Source organism: Mucilaginibacter gotjawali (assembly GCF_002355435.1).
Taxonomy (GTDB): Bacteria; Bacteroidota; Bacteroidia; order Sphingobacteriales; family Sphingobacteriaceae; genus Mucilaginibacter; species Mucilaginibacter gotjawali.
Map to the genome: position 1 here is coordinate 5,024,048 of NZ_AP017313.1, position 18,845 is coordinate 5,042,892.

The window sequence follows — 18,845 nt, forward strand, 5'->3', positions numbered from 1 at the left end:
ACAGCTATAAACGGAATAACACGTACGCCGGATTTTTGATTATTGCAATATTTATTTTTTTAGCTTAAAATGTATTAGCCATGTCAAATATTTATTGCACATTGTGCATCACAATTAAATAAATTGCAAATTTGCGGATTGCAATACTATTGTCCCCTTGATTAAAAATGAGCGAAAAGACGATATTGGTATGGTTCAGGAATGATTTACGCATCCACGATAATGAGATATTATTAGAAGCGGCACGTAAATCAGACAAGGTATTACCCGTATATTGTTTTGATCCCTATTATTTCCGCACAAATCCTTCAGGCAATGCAAAAACAGGCAGTTTAAGGGCGCGTTTCCTTTTGGAATCAGTTGCAGACCTGCGAAAAAACCTGCAAAATATAGGTGGAGAGCTAGTGATCCGCATCGGTAACCCGGCTGAGATCTTACCTCAACTCGCCGAAGAATACCATATCAATGAGGTTTACCATCACCGGGAAGTGGCCCACGAAGAAACAGACATATCCGAAGAGGTGGAAACAGCTTTATGGAAACTGAAGCTGAATTTAAAGCACTTTATCGGCCATACGCTTTATCATAAAGAGGACCTCCCCTTCCCGATAAAAGACATTCCGGATAGTTTTGCCATTTTTAAAAAGAAGATCGAGCGCGACAGTACCGTTCGCCCCTGCATCGCCACACCAACGGCTATCCAAACGCCCTTCATAACAAATGCAGGCAAATTGCCAACCCTGCGCGAATTGGGGTTGGATGAACCGTTAGATGATCCGCGTGCTGCAGGGCAGTTTTCAGGCGGCGAATCTGCAGCGCTAAACCAACTGGAACAATTTTTTTTAAATGGCGACCTGTTTGCCGTCGGAAAAGGTGCACGTATACCGTCCATCAATTCCTTTTCGTCAAAACTATCACCATGGATAGCTTTGGGCTGCATCTCGCTAAGGCATGTTTATTGGGAGATAACCAAACAACACCAGGCCACGCATTCAAACCAATACCAGCCTATCTTGCTTGACCTTTTGTGGCGTGATTATTTCAGGTTCATGTTTAAAAAACACGGGCAAAAATTCATTGCCGCTAAAAATAATAGCGAAATAATAGTTTTAAATAATGACAACCAGGATGATGCTTTAGAGCGCTGGAAAAATGGCGAAACCGGCGTGCCCCTTATTGACGCCGTTATGCACGAACTTAATGCCACCGGCTATATCAATAACTACGGGCGCCAAATTGTAGCCGGTTACCTGGTGCACGACCTGAAAGTTGACTGGACCAGGGGTGCAGCTTATTTTGAAGAAAAACTGGTTGATTACTCCCCCGCAAGCAACTGGGGTAACTGGGCATTCATCGCGGGAGTCAATGACGCACGCGAAAGCCGCTATGCTATTGCCACAAAACCGCCAACCGACCTGGTAACTAATAACGATTTTATTGACACCTGGCTACCTCAGGTGAGCTAAGATAAGTCGGGATTTTCTCCATGAGTGTTCGAAACAAAAGCAATTGCAGCTACCCTCTTTTTTGCCTGCAAAAGAGGGGGTGAACGAGCGTAGCGATGTTCGGGTGAGTCAACCCCGGCGGACATTACCGCCAACGCATGGCGGCGAGTTTACTCACCCCGGATTCGCTACGCCTGCCGGCAGGCAGGCAGGCCTGCCGGCAGGCTCTCCGACCCTCTCTACGGCAAGCCGTAAAGACGGTAAAAAAAGCGTTTTAATGCACGCTTGTTTCTTCCTGAAAAGTCACAATAAATAAATCAGGCAAAAATGTAACCTTTCAGGTATATTTACGTCTAATAATCATTATGATTATGAACCCGTTCGAGCAATATACAGTCATTATCGGCATTCTTGCTATTCTATTGGAAGGGGTTTCCTACCTGCGCGATTTCGTCCGTAAACTTTTCCATAAATAAACCATTTCGTCTGTCGTTTTTTATTATTACAAGGCATTAATAACATGTCGCGGTAAAACTTGCCGCCATTCATTCAGCTGTTTACCTATAAAACAACATTTTACAAATTAAATTAAAAGTTTACAAGGCGATATGCTTACTTTTGTACCGTTTTAAAGATTGGTTTCGCATGGATCGTCTCAATTATATTAATAGCGGAAACGCTGCCTACATAAATTCATTGTACGAGGCATACAAACAAGAGCCTGAATCTGTAGACTTTGGATGGCAAAAATTTTTCGAAGGATTTGATTTTGGAAAAGATACGCCCGCCGCTCCGGTGGCAACCATACCGGCCGAAGCTTCGGATCACTTTTTCAAAGAAATTAACGTACTCAACATGATAGATGGCTACCGCTCACGCGGCCATCTATTCACCAAAACAAACCCCGTTCGCGAGCGCCGCAAATACTTTCCGGGTAAAGAGCTGGAGACTTTTGGGCTTAGCGATGCTGACCTGGATACTGTTTTTAATGCCGGTGTACAGGTGGGTTTGGGCCCTGCAACCTTACGCGACATCCGCCAGTTGCTTGAAGAAACCTATTGCGAATCAATAGGCGCCGAATACAGGTACATCCGCAACCCGATCAAGATCAAATGGTTTGAGGACCGGATGGAAAGCAAACGCAACACCCCGTCTTATACCGTTGAGGAAAAGAAACTGATCCTGAATAAGCTGAACGAAGCGGTTGTTTTTGAAAACTTTTTGGGCACAAAATTTTTGGGCCAAAAACGTTTCTCGCTCGAAGGCGCAGAAGCGGTGATCCCTGCCCTTGATTCTGTTATACAAAACGGATCGGAATTGGGTATCGAAGAGTTTATCATCGGCATGGCCCACCGCGGCAGGCTGAATGTGCTGACAAATATTATGGAAAAACCCTACAAAGAGGTCTTTTCGGAATTTGAAGGCAAAAATTTTGATGAAGAAACTCCATTCGGCGGCGACGTGAAATATCACCTCGGCTATTCAACGGATGTGGTAACACAGGGCGGCAAAAAAGTGCATTTAAGCCTTTGCCCCAACCCTTCACACCTGGAAGCAGTTGACCCGGTAGTGGAAGGATTAACGCGGTCAAAAATTGATTTCAAATACAAGGGCGATCATTCCAAAATAGCGCCGATATTAATACATGGCGATGCATCTGTTGCCGGCCAGGGTATAGTGTACGAGGTTTTACAGATGGAAAAACTGGATGGTTACCGCACCGGCGGAACGATCCACATTGTTATCAATAACCAGATTGGCTTTACTACCAATTACAAAGACGCAAGGTCAAGCACTTATTGTACCGATGTTGCAAAAACTGTTTTATCCCCGGTATTTCACGTAAACGGCGATGACGTTGAGGCCATGGCCTATGTGGTAAACCTGGCCATGGAATACAGGCAGGTATTTCACGAAGATGTATTTATCGACCTGTTATGCTACCGCAGGTATGGGCATAACGAGGCAGATGAGCCTAAATTTACCCAGCCGGTATTATACAAAGCGATAGAGGCACATCCTAATCCACTGGAGATCTATAAAAAACAATTGCAGGACGAAGGCAGCATTGATGCGAATTACGCGCCCGAGCTGGAAAAAAACTTCCGCGCCTTGCTGCAAAAAAATCTCGACGAGTCGAAATCTGAAGACCGGATCACCGAAACGGTGCAAATGTTTGAAGGGGTTTGGCAGGGGATGCATATAGCAAGCACCAGGGAGTTTTTTGCCCCTGTTGAAACTGCCGTACCTGAAGAAGAATTACTTGAAATAGGTAAAAAAATAACTACGCTGCCCGAAGGAAAGGAGTTTTTCAAAAAAATTGAAAAGCTTTTTGACGAGCGGAATAAAATGGTGACCAAAACCCATGTTTTTGACTGGGCAATGGGCGAACTCCTGGCTTATGGCTCCTTGTTAAAAGATGGCCACCCGGTTAGGATAAGCGGCGAAGATGTTAAACGCGGTACTTTTTCGCACCGCCATGCAGTTTTAACTTTAGTTGATTCGGAAGACGAATACACACCGCTGGATACCATTGGTGCAGAAGGCAAATTCAGCATTTTTAATTCATTATTATCTGAATATGGGGTTTTAGGATTTGAATATGGTTATGCCATGGCAAACCCTAACGCACTTACTATTTGGGAAGCACAGTTCGGCGACTTTTTTAACGGTGCGCAAATTATTGTTGACCAATACATTGCCAGCGCCGAAACCAAATGGCAGCGTGGTAACGGATTAGTTATGTTATTGCCTCACGGCTATGAAGGCCAGGGCCCGGAACACTCTTCCGCACGTGTGGAACGCTTTTTGGAGCTTTGTGCCGATAGCAATATCCAGGTAGCTAATTGCACCACACCGGCAAACCTGTTCCATATTTTAAGGCGGCAGATGCTGCGGGACTTCCGCAAACCATTGATCATATTTACGCCGAAGAGCCTGCTGCGCAGCCCTAAATGTGTATCGAAGCTTGAAGAATTTACCCATGGCAAATTTCACGAGCTCATTGATGATGAATATGCCGATGCTAAAAAGGTAAAACGTGTACTGCTTTGCACAGGTAAAATATATTACGACCTGCTTGAAAAACAACAGGCTGATAAACGCAAGGATGTAGCTATAGTTCGTATTGAGCAACTTTACCCTACGCCATTGGTACAGATATTAAAAGTAAAAGCTAAATACAACAAAGCGAATGAATTTATCTGGGTGCAGGAAGAGCCTGAAAACATGGGTGCCTGGCCATATATTTGCCGCAAATTCCATAACGATAAATTGATCAATCTGAATGTAATTTCGCGAAACGAGGGCAGCAGCACCGCTACCGGTTTTGCAAAACAGCATGCGGCACAGCAGCTGTTAATTGTTTCAAAAGCGTTTGAAGCCCCTCCGGGCAAACAGGTAAAAGCTGCCGTTAAAGAAACTGCTGCAAAAATGGCGACAGCAGGAGCAGATTAATTTAGTCCTGAGTCGGTAGTCTAAAGTCTTAAGTCAGAGAAATTTTGACTCAAGACTTCGGACTCAAGGCTTTCGACTGCGAGACCAATTTATATAACTACAAAAACAAAAAATGAGTTTAACGATCAAAGTTCCGCCGGTTGGCGAATCTATTACCGAAGTAACCTTGGCCAGCTGGAAAAAGAAAGACGGCGATGAGGTTAAAATGGATGAAGTAATTGCCGAGTTGGAATCAGACAAGGCAACCTTTGAACTTACTGCCGAAAAAGCAGGTATTTTAAAAATTGTGGCGAAGGAAGGCGATACCCTGCCAATCGGCGCTGTGGTAGCTACCATTGAAGATGGCGGCGCTGCTGGTTCAGCTGTAAAAGAAAGTGCACCGGCCGCGCAGCCAGTTATAGCTGCGACTGCCCCCGCACCTGTTCCGGCAACTAATGGAGCTGCAACCGCTACCTCCGGTTCGTTGCAGGTGAAAGTGCCAACTGTAGGCGAATCCATTACCGAGGTAACGCTGTCGCGTTGGATAAAAAAGGACGGCGATACCGTTGCTATGGATGAGCCCATCGCCGAACTTGAATCAGATAAAGCAACTTTTGAACTAACTGCCGAAAAAGCAGGCATATTAAAAACAATTGCCAAAGAGGGCGATACTTTACCGATTGGCGCAGTAGTATGTACCATTGAAGGCGCTGGCGCTGCAAAAGCTGCAGAAACGGCACCATCAGCTGCTCCCGTACTAAATAACAGCAATCCAGCGTATGCTTCCGGAACACCGTCACCCGCAGCGGCTAAAATTTTAGCTGAAAAAGGCGTAGATGCCAAAGCACTAAGCGGAACCGGTGTTGGCGGCAGGATCACCAAAGAGGATGCCCTGCTTGCTGAAAAAGTATCCGAAAACCCGCAAATAAGTAAAGCGGCCCAAAGCCAAATCGTAGAACCGGCTAAACCTGCAGCACCTGCGCCCAAGATTGAAGCAGCAGCGCCCGGTTCAAGAACAGATCGCCGCGAAAAAATGTCTTCACTGCGCAAAACAGTGGCTAAACGTTTGGTTGCGGTTAAAAATGAGACTGCAATGCTCACCACTTTTAACGAAGTGGATATGGCGCCCATCATGGAACTGCGTGCTAAATACAAAGATAAATTCAAAGAAAAACATGGCGTTGGCCTTGGCTTTATGTCGTTCTTCACCAAAGCAGTTTGCGAAGCACTGAAAGAATGGCCTGCAGTTGGCGCCCGCATTGAAGGCGAAGAAGTAGTTTACAGTAATTTCGCTGATATTTCCATCGCTGTATCTGCGCCAAAGGGCTTGGTAGTTCCGGTGATCCGCAACGCCGAAAGCCTCAGCCTGGCCGGTATTGAAAAAGCCGTCGCAGCCCTGGCCGTAAAAGCCCGCGATAATAAATTAACCCTCGAAGAAATGACCGGCGGTACCTTCACCATCACCAATGGCGGTGTTTTTGGTTCGATGATGTCAACCCCTATCATTAATTCGCCGCAATCGGCTATATTGGGTATGCACAATATCATTGAGCGCCCTGTGGCTGTAAACGGGCAGGTAGTTATCCGCCCGATGATGTATGTAGCGTTATCTTATGATCACCGCATCATTGACGGCCGCGAATCGGTAAGCTTTTTGGTGAGGGTAAAACAATTGCTGGAAGATCCAACAAGATTGTTATTGGGGGTGTAGCCCCCTCCAAACCTCCCCCGGTTGGGGGGCTTAAAAATAATACCTTGCGGTATAAACTCATAAAAATCCGGCAATTTAAATTGCCGGATTTTTTATTTTACTGCCTTGTGCAGCTCATTTTCCAGTTGAGATACCTTATCCTGGCTGATATTATCGTTAACAACAATCATAAAACCAATTTGCTCGGTGGGATAAAACTCACATATGGTATTAAAACCTATTCCGGTGTGGCCGGTATGGTAATAGTCCTTAACGCCATCCTCCAGATCGTACATCCAGTTTAAACCGATGGCAAAATCTTTAGGGTTACTGCCCCAAACCAGCTGGTGGCTTAGCTTAACAGCAGGATCTTGCTCTGTCAGCTGCGCCTGCAGATATTTCATCATATCGTTCATGGTCGAGTTCATGCTGGGGCCTCCCGGGTAAAACAAGTTGGTATTGATGTCTCCACTGGGATAGGCTTTCAAATCGCACCATGTTATCGCGTTCCCGGCGCCATCATATCCCTGTATAAACCGGCTAAGTTGTGCCACCGGGATCCTGGTGCGGGTATCGTACATACCGAGATGGGTTTTAAGATAATGGGTTACCAGTACCTCATACGGCTGTTTATAGATTCTTTCCAACAACAGGATCAATACCTCCATGGCATTGCCATTGTAACGGTATTTGGTACCCGGAATGGTATCAATTTTAAAATGATGCAGATCGATTAACAGTGAATCCTGGTTATAACGAAGATAAAAGTTAAGCTGACCGGGTAGTAGAAGCTTTTTAACGCTATCCATAACGGAAGCAGGGAAATCCCTTGCAGAACCAGGCATGCCCGAGGTATGGCTTGCTATATCAACCAGGCGCACCGGGTGCCCCTGGTATTGCAGGTTGGGGTACTCACCGGGCAGATAAAGCCGGATATCATCTGTTAGTTTTACCTTTTTTTCAATTACCGCCTCTGCAAGCATGGTGCCCACAAAAGTTTTGGCAACCGATCCCAGGTTAAATAATTGGTCGTATCGTGGTAACTGGCCCGTACCCTTTACCGATTCGCCATAGCTATACATAAAATTACGACCATCTTTACAAACGCCTATCAATAGCCCAACTGCGCCTTCATTTTTCATGTAATCAGCCGCACCTTTTTGAATAGCCGAATCGAGGTGGTTTTTTAAAGGGTTGTCGGTTAACAATGGCTTTGCAATTTGCGCGGTGGTCAGCTGAACTGACAGATTTAGTAATGAAAAAAGGCAGACGTAAAATATCTTCATCATAAAGATAAGACGTGCGGGAAGAGGGATTAGTTACAAGGCTGTTTACCGAGCTAGTCATTTACGAAGTTTAATTCGGTATTGTTTTTTCTCAAAGGCCTCATTGAGGGCCTCGCCGTTTAAAAACTTCGTAAATCTTTTCCGGTCAATTTTTCATATGCAGATGGATTGTTTTCTTTATAATAGAATAAGGTTACATACCGGGTAGAGACGTGATGCATCACGTCTCTACGACATGCTGATCAGGACGAATGACCTAAGACCCACGAAACAATATAAAATCACCCTCTTCATCATGCAATTTAAATAAATTTATCAAAAAACATTTTACCTTTAACAACCCGGTAAACCCGGACCAATTTTCACCTCAAAATGAATACTATTCTCTGCTTCGGCGAAATACTATGGGATGCTTTTGGCGACGAAAAAGTTGCCGGCGGCGCCCCCATGAATGTGGCAAGGCACCTGGTACAGCAGGGTGCAGATGTTTTATTTGCCAGTCGTGTTGGCGACGATGAATCGGGCCATGGCCTGGTTGATTTTTTAAAAGCCAATGGCCTTTACAGCGACCTGATCCAGGTAGATACCCACCTGCCTACCTGCGAAGTAACCGTGCAGCTGGATAAACACGGGCACGCTACCTATATCATCCCTCAACCGGTGTCCTGGGATAACATTCAGCATGATAACAACCTGGATGAAGCCGCAAAAGAAGCATCTGCTATTGTTTACGGCAGCCTGGCCTGCCGCGATACCACTACCCGCGATACTTTGCTGAACTTACTGAATGAAACCACCGCCCTAAAAATATTTGACGTTAACCTGCGCCCGCCGCATTATACTTTATCCACCATTGAAACACTGGCTGCCGGAGCCAATGTGATCAAAATGAATGAAGATGAAGCGGCATTGCTTATCGGTGGCACCCCCGAAAACCTGAAGGAAGGCATTTTAGAATTCCGCTCAAAATACCATGCCCAAACCATTTGCGTAACTCGTGGCGGAGATGGCGCCATTGTATGGCATGATTATGAGTTTTATGAAAACCCTGGCTGCAAGGTTGAAGTTGTAGATACCGTAGGCGCGGGCGACTCATTTTTGGCCGCATTTGTAAACGGATTGTTAAAAGGGCAGCCGATGCCGCAGATCCTGGAAACAGCTTGTAAGATCGGCGCTTTTGTGGCGGGGAAACGGGGAGCGAATCCGGTTTATGATGAAAGCGTATTATCACTTTAATTGCTCTTAAATGAAATGCTGGCTTTTAAGTTTCCTTTCTATCATATTAAGCATACATTTTGCTGACGCTCAAAAGGTAAGTTTGGAAAAATGGGTATCTCATACGGTCGATTCTTTGCACAAAAATCATGTCGACACGATTGAATATTATCATGCATACTGTGGCGAGTGCTTGATATCAATGAAACCAACCGACACCGTTCCGACACATCAATGCGATGTTGGGACTGGCTGGGTACAAAGGGTAAATGCCATCATTTATAAACAAAACAACAAATACTATTCGTCAACCTTTAATTGTGGCTATCCGCCTATCAAGAAAAAATTAACAAACGTTAAATCCCTTGACTATTTTCTTTCTATTATCCCCATTCTGAATAAAAGAGATCAGTATGGAGCAGCAATGCGGAAAAGACACAAATTTAATCCTCTAATATCAGTAGATGGCGGTTACGAAGAAGCTTTTCTTTATTGCGGTCGTATCAGGAAAAGTGTTTTTATGAAAGAAGATCAAAAAACCGATAAAGAATGGCGACGATATTTTTGGATTGACAAACAAACCAAATTGCTTGCTATGTTAGAATCCGAAACTGCATCAAAGGATTAAAATCCCCCCCCGCTGGGAGTAAGACTATCCCAAAAAAAATAACTGTAGCTACCCTCTTTTTTGCCTGCAAAAGAGAGGGTGGTCGAGCGAAGCAAAGACCGGGTGAGTCAACCCGGCGGACATTGGCGCCAATGCATTTACGGTAATGTCGCTCGTATAGTCTACTCACCCCGACTACTCCGCCTTTAGGCGGATGGTCGATCCTCTCTGCCGAAATCGGCAAAGAGGGTAAAAAAATCAAGCTTTCAAACAGCATGAGGTTTGTCATCCTTTCCTAACAATTCCAATAAATTACACCTCACCCCAAACTTTTCAAAAAAATAATCCGTTTCTTTATATCAGAAAGGGTACCCTATGCGTGGTTTTTGTGGATGGGAAGCGAGAGGCGAAACCATATCCTTAATTTATTCTAAACCCAGACCTACTTATTGCGTCACTACATCATGCAGCAAACATTTAGTATTGACCAATCCAGGTTAAACAACATCAGGAAAAGATTTTTATTAAGCACAGGGAAAATATTCTTGCTTCCATATATCTTCGTTTTAATTCTTCAATTCTTAGATCCCTCTATAAAAAGTTTAAATTTTTATTTAATGCCGTTTCTATTTTATTGCGTTTTCGTAAGCCTTCTTATATTTTTAAAATCAAAAAAATTAATAAAGACATACAAAACACTTGAAATAACCTTGAACGACAAGGGCATCGAGTATAAAGGCGAAATGATGCTATCTCAAAAGCTCGGGTGGCGCAGCTTAAAAATTGAAGAGAAATCAAATGGCATTATAAATCTCTACGACACAAGTATCCCTGCTTTTACCAGGAGGATGAAAGGGGAAGGCTGGATACAAATTCAGCCTGAAATCAACAACAGGGAGCAATTGCTTTCTACCCTCTATGCCAACCAAAGTAAATACCAGGGCAAATAACTGCAGCTACCCTCTTTTTTGCCTGCAAAAGAGAGGGTGGTCGAGCGTAGCAAAGACCGGGTGAGTCAACCCGGCGGACATTGGCGCCAATGCATTTACGGTAATGTCGCTCGTATAGTCTACTCACCCCGACTACTCCGCCTTTAGGCGGATGGTCGACCCTCTCTGCCGAAATCGGCAAAGAGGGTAAAAAGATTTAAGCTTTCAAACAACAGGGGGTTTGTCATCCTTTCCTAACAATTCCAATAAATTACCTCTCACCCCAAACTTTTCAAAAAAATAATCCGTTTCTTTATATCAGAAAGGGTACCGTATGCGTGGTTTTGAGTTCTCGAAGTATAAACCCAGCCAGATTCCGAAAGGCGGGTTTGAAGATTTACTGAAATTATTTTTGGAATTGCTAAACTACACCGCCGGCGATGCTGGCGAAGCTTTGGCCTGGATGAATGAGCTGGATAAGCAATACAACATTACCAATAACGAATACGGGATGGGTGATTTTATTGACGACCTGAAGCAAAAAGGCTACCTGACCGAAGACAACGAAAAAGGCAATTTTAATATCACCGCTAAAACCGAGCAAAGCATCCGCGAATCAGCGCTGGAAGAAATTTTCGGCAAGCTGAAAAAATCAGGCAAAGGCAATCACCGCTCCCCACAATCGGGTCAGGGCGATGAAAAGAATGCCGAACGCAGGGAGTTTGAGTTTGGCGACAGTTCCGACCAGATCAACATGACGCAATCCATCCATAACGCCCAGGTTAACCATGGCATCGGCGATTTTATGATGACCGAACGCGACCTGGAAGTGGAAGAAATGGACTACAAAACCCTTACTTCCACCGTACTGATGATCGATATTTCGCACTCCATGATCCTTTACGGTGAAGACAGGATCACCCCGGCCAAAAAAGTGGCCATGGCCCTTGCCGAGCTGATTCGCACCAAATACCCTAAAGACACGCTGGATATTGTTGTTTTTGGCAATGATGCCTGGCCCATTACTTTAAAAGATCTGCCCTATTTGCAGGTTGGCCCTTATCATACCAACACCTATGCCGGGCTCGAACTGGCTACTGATCTGTTGCGCAGGCGTAAAACCCATAACAAGCAGATCTTTATGATCACCGATGGCAAGCCCACCTGTTTAAAAGAAGGTACTAAATATTATAAAAACAGCATCGGGCTCGACCGTAAAGTGGTTAATAAAACCCTTAACATGGCGGCCCAGTGCAAAAGGTTAAAAATACCCATCACCACATTTATGATCGCCAAGGACCCCTACCTGCAACAGTTTGTTCGTAAATTTACAGAGACAAATGGCGGCAAAGCGTTTTATAGCTCACTGAATGGCCTGGGCGAATATATTTTTGAAGATTACATCCGGAACCGGAGGAAAACAGTAAGATAATGTGCGGATATGCAAATGTGCGGATGTGCAGATGAGAGAAAGATGTGCGGATGTGGGAAAGATGTGCAGATGATAAAAACATGTGCGACGGGTTAATGAAAAACACACCAATGACCCAATGACTTAATGACCTAATGACAATGAATATCGACCGTATAAATCACCTGGTATTAACCGTAAAAGACGTTGAGGAAACCTGCGCATTCTACCGTGATATTTTAGGGATGGAGATCGAAATAATTACCGCCAGGAAAAGAGCCTTAAAATTCGGCGACCAACGATTTACCCTGCACCAAAAAGGTATGCGGTTTAGTCCGGAGGCACACATACCCACACCCGGGGCAATTGACATCGGCTTTAAAGTAAAAGAATCTGTCGAGCAGATCAAAGCAGAACTCGAAAACAAAAACATACCCATAGAGGGTATAGTGCAGCGGCCCGGCGTAAACGGGAAAGTAACTTCTATCTATTTTCGCGACCCCGATCAAAACCTGATCGAAGTGAGCAGTAATATATAAACGCATTTGAAGATGTGCTAATTTGAAAATTTGAAGATGTTATGCGCTTCATTTTCAAATTTTCAAATCATCAAATTTTCAAATTAAAAAGATGAACAAACTATTAAATATCAGAACCCTCGGCGAGTTAAAAAAGACGGATTATAAAAGCCGGTCGGTTAAAGAAGAATTAAGGGCAAACCTGATCAAACAATTGCAGCATGGCGAGGGAGGCTTTGAAGGGATCATCGGTTTTGAGGATACCGTTATCCCCGACCTGCAAACTGCCATTCTTTCGCGCCACAATATATTATTGCTGGGTTTGCGCGGGCAGGCTAAAACCCGGATTGCCCGCCTGCTGGTGAACCTGCTGGATGAATATATGCCTTATATTGAAGGATCGGAATTGTATGATGACCCTTTGGCGCCTATATCCTGGTTCGGGCATAATGAAATTATTACCAAAGGAGACGATACCCCGATTGGCTGGATCCACCGCTCTGAACGCTATACCGAAAAACTGGCCACACCCGATGTAACGGTTGCCGATCTGATCGGGGATGTTGACCCCATCAAGGCGGCCACCTTGAAACTGACTTATTCGGATGAGCGGGTGATCCATTTTGGTTTGATCCCCCGCGCACATCGGGGCATTTTTGTGATTAACGAACTGCCCGATCTTCAGGCACGGATCCAGGTTTCACTATTTAATATTTTACAGGAACGGGACATCCAGATCCGTGGTTTTAAACTGCGCCTGCCGCTGGATATTCAGTTTGTGTTCACCGCAAACCCCGAGGATTACACCAACCGCGGCTCTATCGTAACCCCGTTAAAGGATCGTATTGAAAGCCAGATCTTAACACACTACCCGCGTACCATCGACGTTTCCCGTAAAATTACCCAGCAGGAAGCATCACTCACCCCCGAACAACGTTCGACCATTGAGGTGGATGATTTGGTAAAAGACCTGGTGGAACAAATTGCTTTTGAGGCCCGGAATTCAGAATTTATCGACAAAAAATCGGGCGTTTCGGCACGTTTAACCATATCGGCATTTGAAAACCTGGTAAGCAACGCCGAAAGGCGCATGCTGATCAATGGCGAAAAAAACACCTTCGTCCGTATTTCTGATTTCCTGGGCGTAATCCCTGCCATCACCGGCAAAATCGAGCTGGTATACGAAGGCGAACTGGAAGGCCCTGGCAAAGTTGCCAATATCCTGATCGGTAAAGCCATTAAAACACTGTTGCTGCAGTTTTTTCCCGATCCCGAAAAAACAAAGAAAGCAAAGGCCCCAAATCCTTATGCGGAGATCATCAATTGGTTTGGCGATGGCAATAATTTAGCCGTGATTGACGAATTGCCGCTGCATGAATACAAAAAAGCGCTTAATGCCGTTAGTGGATTGAAGAGCCTTGTAAAAAAACTGCATCCAAGGTTGACAGAGAACCAGGAGTTATTAATGATGGAATTTGTTTTACACGGACTGTCGGAATTTTCGCAGCTGAACAAAGGTTTCCTTGATAACGGCTTCGCGTTTTCGGATATGTTTAACAGCCTGTTCAACCTGCAACCGGATGATGACGACCTTGACATTGATGACGACCGCTATTAATTTTGTTTCATTTTAACCCCTGAGGATGGAAGGCGTAACGCTTAATCTGCTTTTTTTATTGCCATTGTATTATTACTGGATGTTTATGTTTTCAAAGGGCTGAGCAAGCTTTCGGTAAAATGGAAATTTATTGGTAAAAGATGGTTTTTAATTACCTGGATAACTGTTACCACGGTACTGCTTGGCGGTTTGCTGCTGGCAGTATACGTAAAGATTGACCTGGGGCTGAGGCTCGTCATTGTCCTTGCGTTTTTTGGTCTTCTACTTTTTAAAGCTTGCTTTGCCTTGCTTTTATTGATTGATGATTTGCGCCGCTTAAGTATTTTCACCGGCAGAAAATTAAAGAAAACCGGCACCCTGGCACCTGAAACAAAACACGCCCCCGATACGATCCCGCGTTCTGAATTTTTACTAAAAGCGGGGTTGCTTGCCGGCGCTGTTCCGCTGGCGGCTTTTAAGCTGAACATGAAAAGCGGTTTGTATGATTACCAGGTAAAACGGCATAACCTTTACCTGCCCAACCTGCCAAAGGCTTTTGACGGGATGAAACTCGGGCAAATTTCAGATATTCATTCCGGCAGTTTTTTTGATAAGAAAGCAGTTTTGGGCGGGGTTGAAATGCTGCTTGGCGAAAAACCTGATGTCATATTTTTTACAGGCGACCTGGTGAATGAACAAACCAACGAAATGCGCGATTACCAGGATATTTTCAACAAGGTGAAAGCGCCTTTAGGTGTGTTTTCTTCTCTTGGAAATCATGATTACGGCGATTATGCGGACTGGGCCACCCCTGCGGCCAAACAGAAAAATCTGGATGACCTGGTACAAACCCACAAAAACATGGGCTGGGATTTGTTAAGGAATGAGAACCGCCGTTTAAAAATAGGTAACGAAGAAATTGGTATCCTCGGGATCGAAAACTGGGGCGAATTAAGCCGCTTCCCAAAATATGGCCGGATGGACCTGGCTGTAAAAAATACCGATGATCTGCCGGTGAAATTACTTTTGTCGCACGACCCTTCGCACTGGCGGGCGCAGGTATTACCACATTACCCGCAAATTGATATGGTGTTTGCCGGGCACACCCATGGTATGCAATTTGGGCTGAGGACAGAACATTTTCAATGGAGCCCGGTTGAATACCTGTATAACGAGTGGGCCGGCTTTTACCGTGAAGGCAAACAGCAAATTTATGTTAATGTGGGCTACGGATTTTTTGGTTTCAGGGGAAGGGTTGGAATATTGCCGGAGATTACGATATTTACATTAAAAGCCGGACCAGATCCTTTACAATCGCTCAGCTAAAAAATGCCGGTTTGCCATCCAGAAAAACGATGAAGAAAATATTGCAGCAGGCTTTTGACTTTTTGCTTTTCAGCAATGTTTTTATGGCATTGTGTGCCGTGGCACAGGGGCTTGTAACTTTCTACCTGGCAGGGGCAAAACCTGTTGCATCAGTTACCTGGCTGCTTTTTACCTCCACTATCGGCATTTATAATTTCAGCATTTTATTAACCCGGCCAAAAAATCCCGAACAATCTCAATACAGGCGCGTTCGCTGGTTTTTTGCGCATTACCGGTTAATGGTGACCTTTAGCATTGTTTCGTTACTTTCCCTCATTCCGCTATTCTTTTTGATGTCAACGGAATCAAGAATCTTGCTCATATTTTTGGCTGCCCTTTCTTTCGCTTACAGCATCCCATTGTTTACAATGGGCGAACAAAAATTTGGCTTACGGAATATCCCCGGACTAAAGCAATTCCTGATAACGCTGGTATGGACCATGAGCACCGTTTTATTACCGGTTTTGGAGGCGCAACATATCCATCTTACAACCATTTCGATGCGTGACACGACGATCCTGATCGCCAAACGCTTTTTACTGATAGCTGCCCTTACCGTGCCTTTTGATATCCGCGATCTTTTTGAAGACCAGCAATCCGGCCTGAAAACCATCCCCGTAGCCTTTGGAGAGAAAAAGGCCTATATATTTTGCCAGGTATTACTGGCCGGCTATGTTGTTTTATTGTTTCTTTTCCGCGGAAACGGTTTTAATACCGATTTTTTTGCATTAACCATTACGGTAGCATTGGCCGGCTGGCTCATCTTTAAATCAACCTGGGAAAAGAATGAATACTATTATTTTTTCTTTTTAGACGGGGTACTCATCCTGCAATACCTGGCGCTCCTGCTGTTTCACTGGCTTGGCGGGTTGCTGTAATTTTGAAATAAAAATTGAATATTATTGTAGTATGCCCCGCCATAGGCGGACTACCGCTTTGCAGCACAACGTTCAACCGTTATTTTGCCGCGTCAGCGGCTACCCAATTCGCGAAGGGTAGCCACTGACGTGGCAATTATTCTTGGTATTTGGTTTCTACAAAGCGGTAGCCCCGATGGGGCAAAGGTTTTTCTTGTCTCGAACTCAGATTAACTTAATGGACATTGAACGTTAGCATTTGCCTTAAGACTCTTTACTTAAAAAGGCTTTCCAGCGGCCAGCTCCTTATGCGCACGCTTAACGGCCAGGTTTTCGCGGTACCTGGCGTAATTGGCCTTAAAAGCTATTTTCAGCGCACTATCCAATCCGCCCTTTATGGCTAGGTTATAAACACTTGCTGCCTTGCGTGACAAAGAAGCATCCCAGGCGCGAAGGCTTAATGAATAGCCGCCTTCTACATACTTCATCCAGTGCCAGTACCCTGTAGGCATAAACAGCGTGTCGCCATGTTCTAAAAACGCTTCGGTACCTTCGACGCCTTCAAGGGCCGGGAATTTTTTGAAGTCTGGCCGAAGCACATCATAATCTTCCAGCGCATAAGTGGCATTGGGGATGCAATATAAACGGCGTTTCCATTTATTCTCAAACAAGATTACCTGCTTTTTCCCTCCAAAATGGGTATGGAAGATATGCGGCAGGTCGATATCATAGTGCAAAAAAGTAACCGAATCCGATCCGCCAAAAAACATGGAGGGCATGCTCTCGATAAAACCACCCATTAAATCCTTTGGGAAGGCGATATCATTGAGCAATTGCGGGGCCTGTTTAAATATATTGAAAAAGAAGATCCTTAACTCGGTAGGTTCCGACATGATCAGGTCGATATACGCATCAAAAGGCATTTCTGCGGCTGCTGAATTGATTGGTTTTGCAGGGTCAGCTTTGGAGTTATCATATAACGGGACTATTTTGTCGCCAACAACCTGTTTCAAATATCCGGGAGTCCATTTCTGCAAAGCGGGCCAGTTATGGGTAAGGCCTTTGATAATTAAAGGCCGTCGCGGGGTCAAATAATTAGCGGCAAAATCTTCGGGACTAATATGATCTACGATATCAATGGGGTGGAGGATAAAACTCATGCTTCGTTGATTCCCGTAAATTCCAGGTCAAAGTAAAAAACTACGGATAGGGAATTAACAAAGTAACGATACCAATATATCCTGCACATTAATAAAATGTTAAAAGATAGAGACGAGAGCCAAGAGCCAGGAATCGAGAACCAAGGTATAGTAAATAGGCGATTCTTTTCCTGGTTCCTGGCTCTTGACTCTTGGCTCTCTACAACTCCCCTTCGGCCAGCGCTTTTTCCGCGCGTTTAATAGCCAGATCCTCTTTCCAGGCCATATATTTAACGTTAAAATTCTTCTTCATCAGGTCGTCAAACTTCCGCTGTATCGTCAGATTATACAGGCTTTTTGCTTTAATACCCCATGATTTATCCCAGGCACGCAGTGAGATAGAAAATGACCCGTCGAGGTATTTCATCCAGTGCCAAAAACCGGTGGGCATAAACAGTGTATCACCGTGTTCCAGGATAGCCTCCTGCCCTTCTACCCCATCAAGGGCAGGGAATTTTTTAAAATCGGGGTTTTCAATATCGTAGTCCTCCAGCGCATAGGTGGCAAAAGGGATACAATAAAGACGTTCGCTCCATTTTTGGTCGAACAGGATCACGTGCTTGCGCCCGTTAAAATGGGTATGGAAGATATGGGCAAGGTCGATATCATAATGCAAAAAAGTAACTGATCCGGCCCCGCCAAAAAACATATTGGGATACTTATCTAAAAAGCCGCCCATCAGGTTAGTAGGCGAGCGGTAATCATCCAGCAATTTTGGCGCAAATTTTATAGGGTCAAATAAAAATATCCGCAGGTCGGTGGGTTGTTTTTGTATCAGGTCGATATAATCGCCAAACTTCATTTCCGCAGCAGCAGCGTTTATTGGTTTTGAGGGATCGGCCTTTGCGCTGTCATACAAAGGAACTACCTGGTCACCCACCACATCTTTCAAATAATCAAAAGTCCACTTTTGCAGCGCAGGCCAGCTTTCGGTGGCTTTGCGAATGATCAACGGCTTGCGCGGAATTAAATAATTGTTAATAAAATCCTCTTTATTGATATCATCAACGCGGTCTATAGGGGTTAGTACGATGCTCATGTTCACAATTATTTAACGTGCAAAAGTAAATAAAAGGTAAAAACGTTTAAACATCATCTTTGTTTCTGATAGTTTTCTGACAATTTCAGTTTGCAGTTGGAAGTGGGCAGTTTGCAGTATGAAACGAGATTTTGTTAAATCAAATAAAACCTAAAAAACCCGGCGCCATGGGCAACCGGGTTTGATTTCATAGATAGATGAATAAATATTGAGAAATTAGCTATGCCAGACGGCCATCCATCTGCAAACTGC

15 protein-coding genes are annotated in these 18,845 nt (G+C 44.5%); 12 read left to right on the forward strand and 3 right to left on the reverse strand.

Annotated features, from left to right (window positions below; genetic code table 11):
* Positions 1-167 precede the first annotated feature (167 nt).
* The 4 genes from MgSA37_RS22185 to odhB all read left to right on the forward strand — a co-directional run bounded on the left by MgSA37_RS22185 (position 168) and on the right by odhB (position 6,591).
* The gene (locus tag MgSA37_RS22185; protein WP_096355121.1) at positions 168-1,466 is read left to right on the forward strand and encodes a DASH family cryptochrome; all 1,299 of its coding nucleotides are present in this window, start codon (positions 168-170) and stop codon (positions 1,464-1,466) included.
* 43 nt (positions 1,467-1,509) lie between these two features.
* Complete coding sequence (locus MgSA37_RS28390) at positions 1,510-1,761, forward strand: hypothetical protein (RefSeq protein ID WP_157750682.1); 252 nt, start codon at positions 1,510-1,512, stop codon at positions 1,759-1,761.
* A 329-nt stretch (positions 1,762-2,090) separates the two neighbouring features.
* Positions 2,091-4,901, forward strand: a complete 2,811-nt coding sequence (locus tag MgSA37_RS22190) for a 2-oxoglutarate dehydrogenase E1 component (RefSeq protein WP_096355123.1) — start codon at positions 2,091-2,093, stop codon at positions 4,899-4,901.
* Between the two features lie 112 nt (positions 4,902-5,013).
* Positions 5,014-6,591, forward strand: coding sequence for a 2-oxoglutarate dehydrogenase complex dihydrolipoyllysine-residue succinyltransferase (odhB, locus tag MgSA37_RS22195; RefSeq protein ID WP_096355125.1), 1,578 nt, complete (start codon positions 5,014-5,016; stop codon positions 6,589-6,591).
* Between the two features lie 92 nt (positions 6,592-6,683).
* On the opposite strand, the gene MgSA37_RS22200 is transcribed toward odhB, so the two are convergent.
* On the reverse strand, positions 6,684-7,859 hold the full coding sequence (locus tag MgSA37_RS22200; protein ID WP_096355127.1) for a serine hydrolase domain-containing protein: 1,176 nt from the start codon (positions 7,857-7,859) through the stop codon (positions 6,684-6,686).
* Between the two features lie 369 nt (positions 7,860-8,228).
* On the opposite strand from MgSA37_RS22200, the gene MgSA37_RS22205 reads away from it, so the two are divergent.
* From MgSA37_RS22205 to MgSA37_RS22240, 8 genes are all read left to right on the forward strand, one after another.
* Positions 8,229-9,092 (forward strand): carbohydrate kinase family protein, encoded by an 864-nt coding sequence (locus MgSA37_RS22205; RefSeq protein ID WP_096355129.1) that lies wholly within the window; start codon positions 8,229-8,231, stop codon positions 9,090-9,092.
* A gap of 181 nt (positions 9,093-9,273) precedes the next feature.
* The gene (locus MgSA37_RS22210) at positions 9,274-9,699 is read left to right on the forward strand and encodes a hypothetical protein (RefSeq protein ID WP_157750683.1); all 426 of its coding nucleotides are present in this window, start codon (positions 9,274-9,276) and stop codon (positions 9,697-9,699) included.
* A gap of 689 nt (positions 9,700-10,388) precedes the next feature.
* Complete coding sequence (locus MgSA37_RS28395; protein WP_157750684.1) at positions 10,389-10,628, forward strand: hypothetical protein; 240 nt, start codon at positions 10,389-10,391, stop codon at positions 10,626-10,628.
* A gap of 313 nt (positions 10,629-10,941) precedes the next feature.
* Positions 10,942-12,039: a vWA domain-containing protein gene (locus tag MgSA37_RS22220; protein WP_096355135.1), complete on the forward strand. Its 1,098-nt coding sequence runs from the start codon at positions 10,942-10,944 to the stop codon at positions 12,037-12,039.
* 140 nt (positions 12,040-12,179) lie between these two features.
* The gene (locus MgSA37_RS22225) at positions 12,180-12,557 is read left to right on the forward strand and encodes a VOC family protein (protein ID WP_096355137.1); all 378 of its coding nucleotides are present in this window, start codon (positions 12,180-12,182) and stop codon (positions 12,555-12,557) included.
* Between the two features lie 91 nt (positions 12,558-12,648).
* On the forward strand, positions 12,649-14,154 hold the full coding sequence (locus MgSA37_RS22230; protein WP_096355139.1) for a sigma 54-interacting transcriptional regulator: 1,506 nt from the start codon (positions 12,649-12,651) through the stop codon (positions 14,152-14,154).
* A gap of 285 nt (positions 14,155-14,439) precedes the next feature.
* On the forward strand, positions 14,440-15,459 hold the full coding sequence (locus MgSA37_RS22235; RefSeq protein ID WP_317046602.1) for a metallophosphoesterase: 1,020 nt from the start codon (positions 14,440-14,442) through the stop codon (positions 15,457-15,459).
* A 29-nt stretch (positions 15,460-15,488) separates the two neighbouring features.
* Positions 15,489-16,376 carry a UbiA family prenyltransferase gene (locus MgSA37_RS22240; protein WP_172885357.1) on the forward strand — a complete coding sequence of 296 codons (888 nt, stop codon included), beginning with the start codon at positions 15,489-15,491 and terminating at the stop codon, positions 16,374-16,376.
* A 257-nt stretch (positions 16,377-16,633) separates the two neighbouring features.
* On the opposite strand, the gene MgSA37_RS22245 is transcribed toward MgSA37_RS22240, so the two are convergent.
* Both MgSA37_RS22245 and MgSA37_RS22250 read right to left on the reverse strand, forming a co-directional pair.
* Positions 16,634-17,515, reverse strand: coding sequence for a cupin-like domain-containing protein (locus tag MgSA37_RS22245; RefSeq protein WP_096355143.1), 882 nt, complete (start codon positions 17,513-17,515; stop codon positions 16,634-16,636).
* A gap of 199 nt (positions 17,516-17,714) precedes the next feature.
* Positions 17,715-18,593: a cupin-like domain-containing protein gene (locus tag MgSA37_RS22250; protein WP_096355145.1), complete on the reverse strand. Its 879-nt coding sequence runs from the start codon at positions 18,591-18,593 to the stop codon at positions 17,715-17,717.
* Between the last annotated feature and the right edge of the window lie 252 nt (positions 18,594-18,845).

Bases quoted from the DNA above. Each gene is read 5' to 3' on its own strand.
- MgSA37_RS22240 (WP_172885357.1), top strand. From the start codon at position 15,489: ATGAAGAAAATATTGCAGCAGGCTTTTGACTTTTTGCTTTTCAGCAAT.
- MgSA37_RS22220 (WP_096355135.1), top strand. From the start codon at position 10,942: ATGCGTGGTTTTGAGTTCTCGAAGTATAAACCCAGCCAGATTCCGAAA.
- MgSA37_RS22230 (WP_096355139.1), top strand. From the start codon at position 12,649: ATGAACAAACTATTAAATATCAGAACCCTCGGCGAGTTAAAAAAGACG.
- MgSA37_RS22185 (WP_096355121.1), top strand. From the start codon at position 168: ATGAGCGAAAAGACGATATTGGTATGGTTCAGGAATGATTTACGCATC.
- odhB (WP_096355125.1), top strand. From the start codon at position 5,014: ATGAGTTTAACGATCAAAGTTCCGCCGGTTGGCGAATCTATTACCGAA.
- MgSA37_RS22190 (WP_096355123.1), top strand. From the start codon at position 2,091: ATGGATCGTCTCAATTATATTAATAGCGGAAACGCTGCCTACATAAAT.
- MgSA37_RS22210 (WP_157750683.1), top strand. From the start codon at position 9,274: ATGAAACCAACCGACACCGTTCCGACACATCAATGCGATGTTGGGACT.
- MgSA37_RS22225 (WP_096355137.1), top strand. From the start codon at position 12,180: ATGAATATCGACCGTATAAATCACCTGGTATTAACCGTAAAAGACGTT.
- MgSA37_RS22205 (WP_096355129.1), top strand. From the start codon at position 8,229: ATGAATACTATTCTCTGCTTCGGCGAAATACTATGGGATGCTTTTGGC.
- MgSA37_RS22250 (WP_096355145.1), bottom strand. From the start codon at position 18,593: ATGAGCATCGTACTAACCCCTATAGACCGCGTTGATGATATCAATAAA.
- MgSA37_RS22200 (WP_096355127.1), bottom strand. From the start codon at position 7,859: ATGATGAAGATATTTTACGTCTGCCTTTTTTCATTACTAAATCTGTCA.
- MgSA37_RS22245 (WP_096355143.1), bottom strand. From the start codon at position 17,515: ATGAGTTTTATCCTCCACCCCATTGATATCGTAGATCATATTAGTCCC.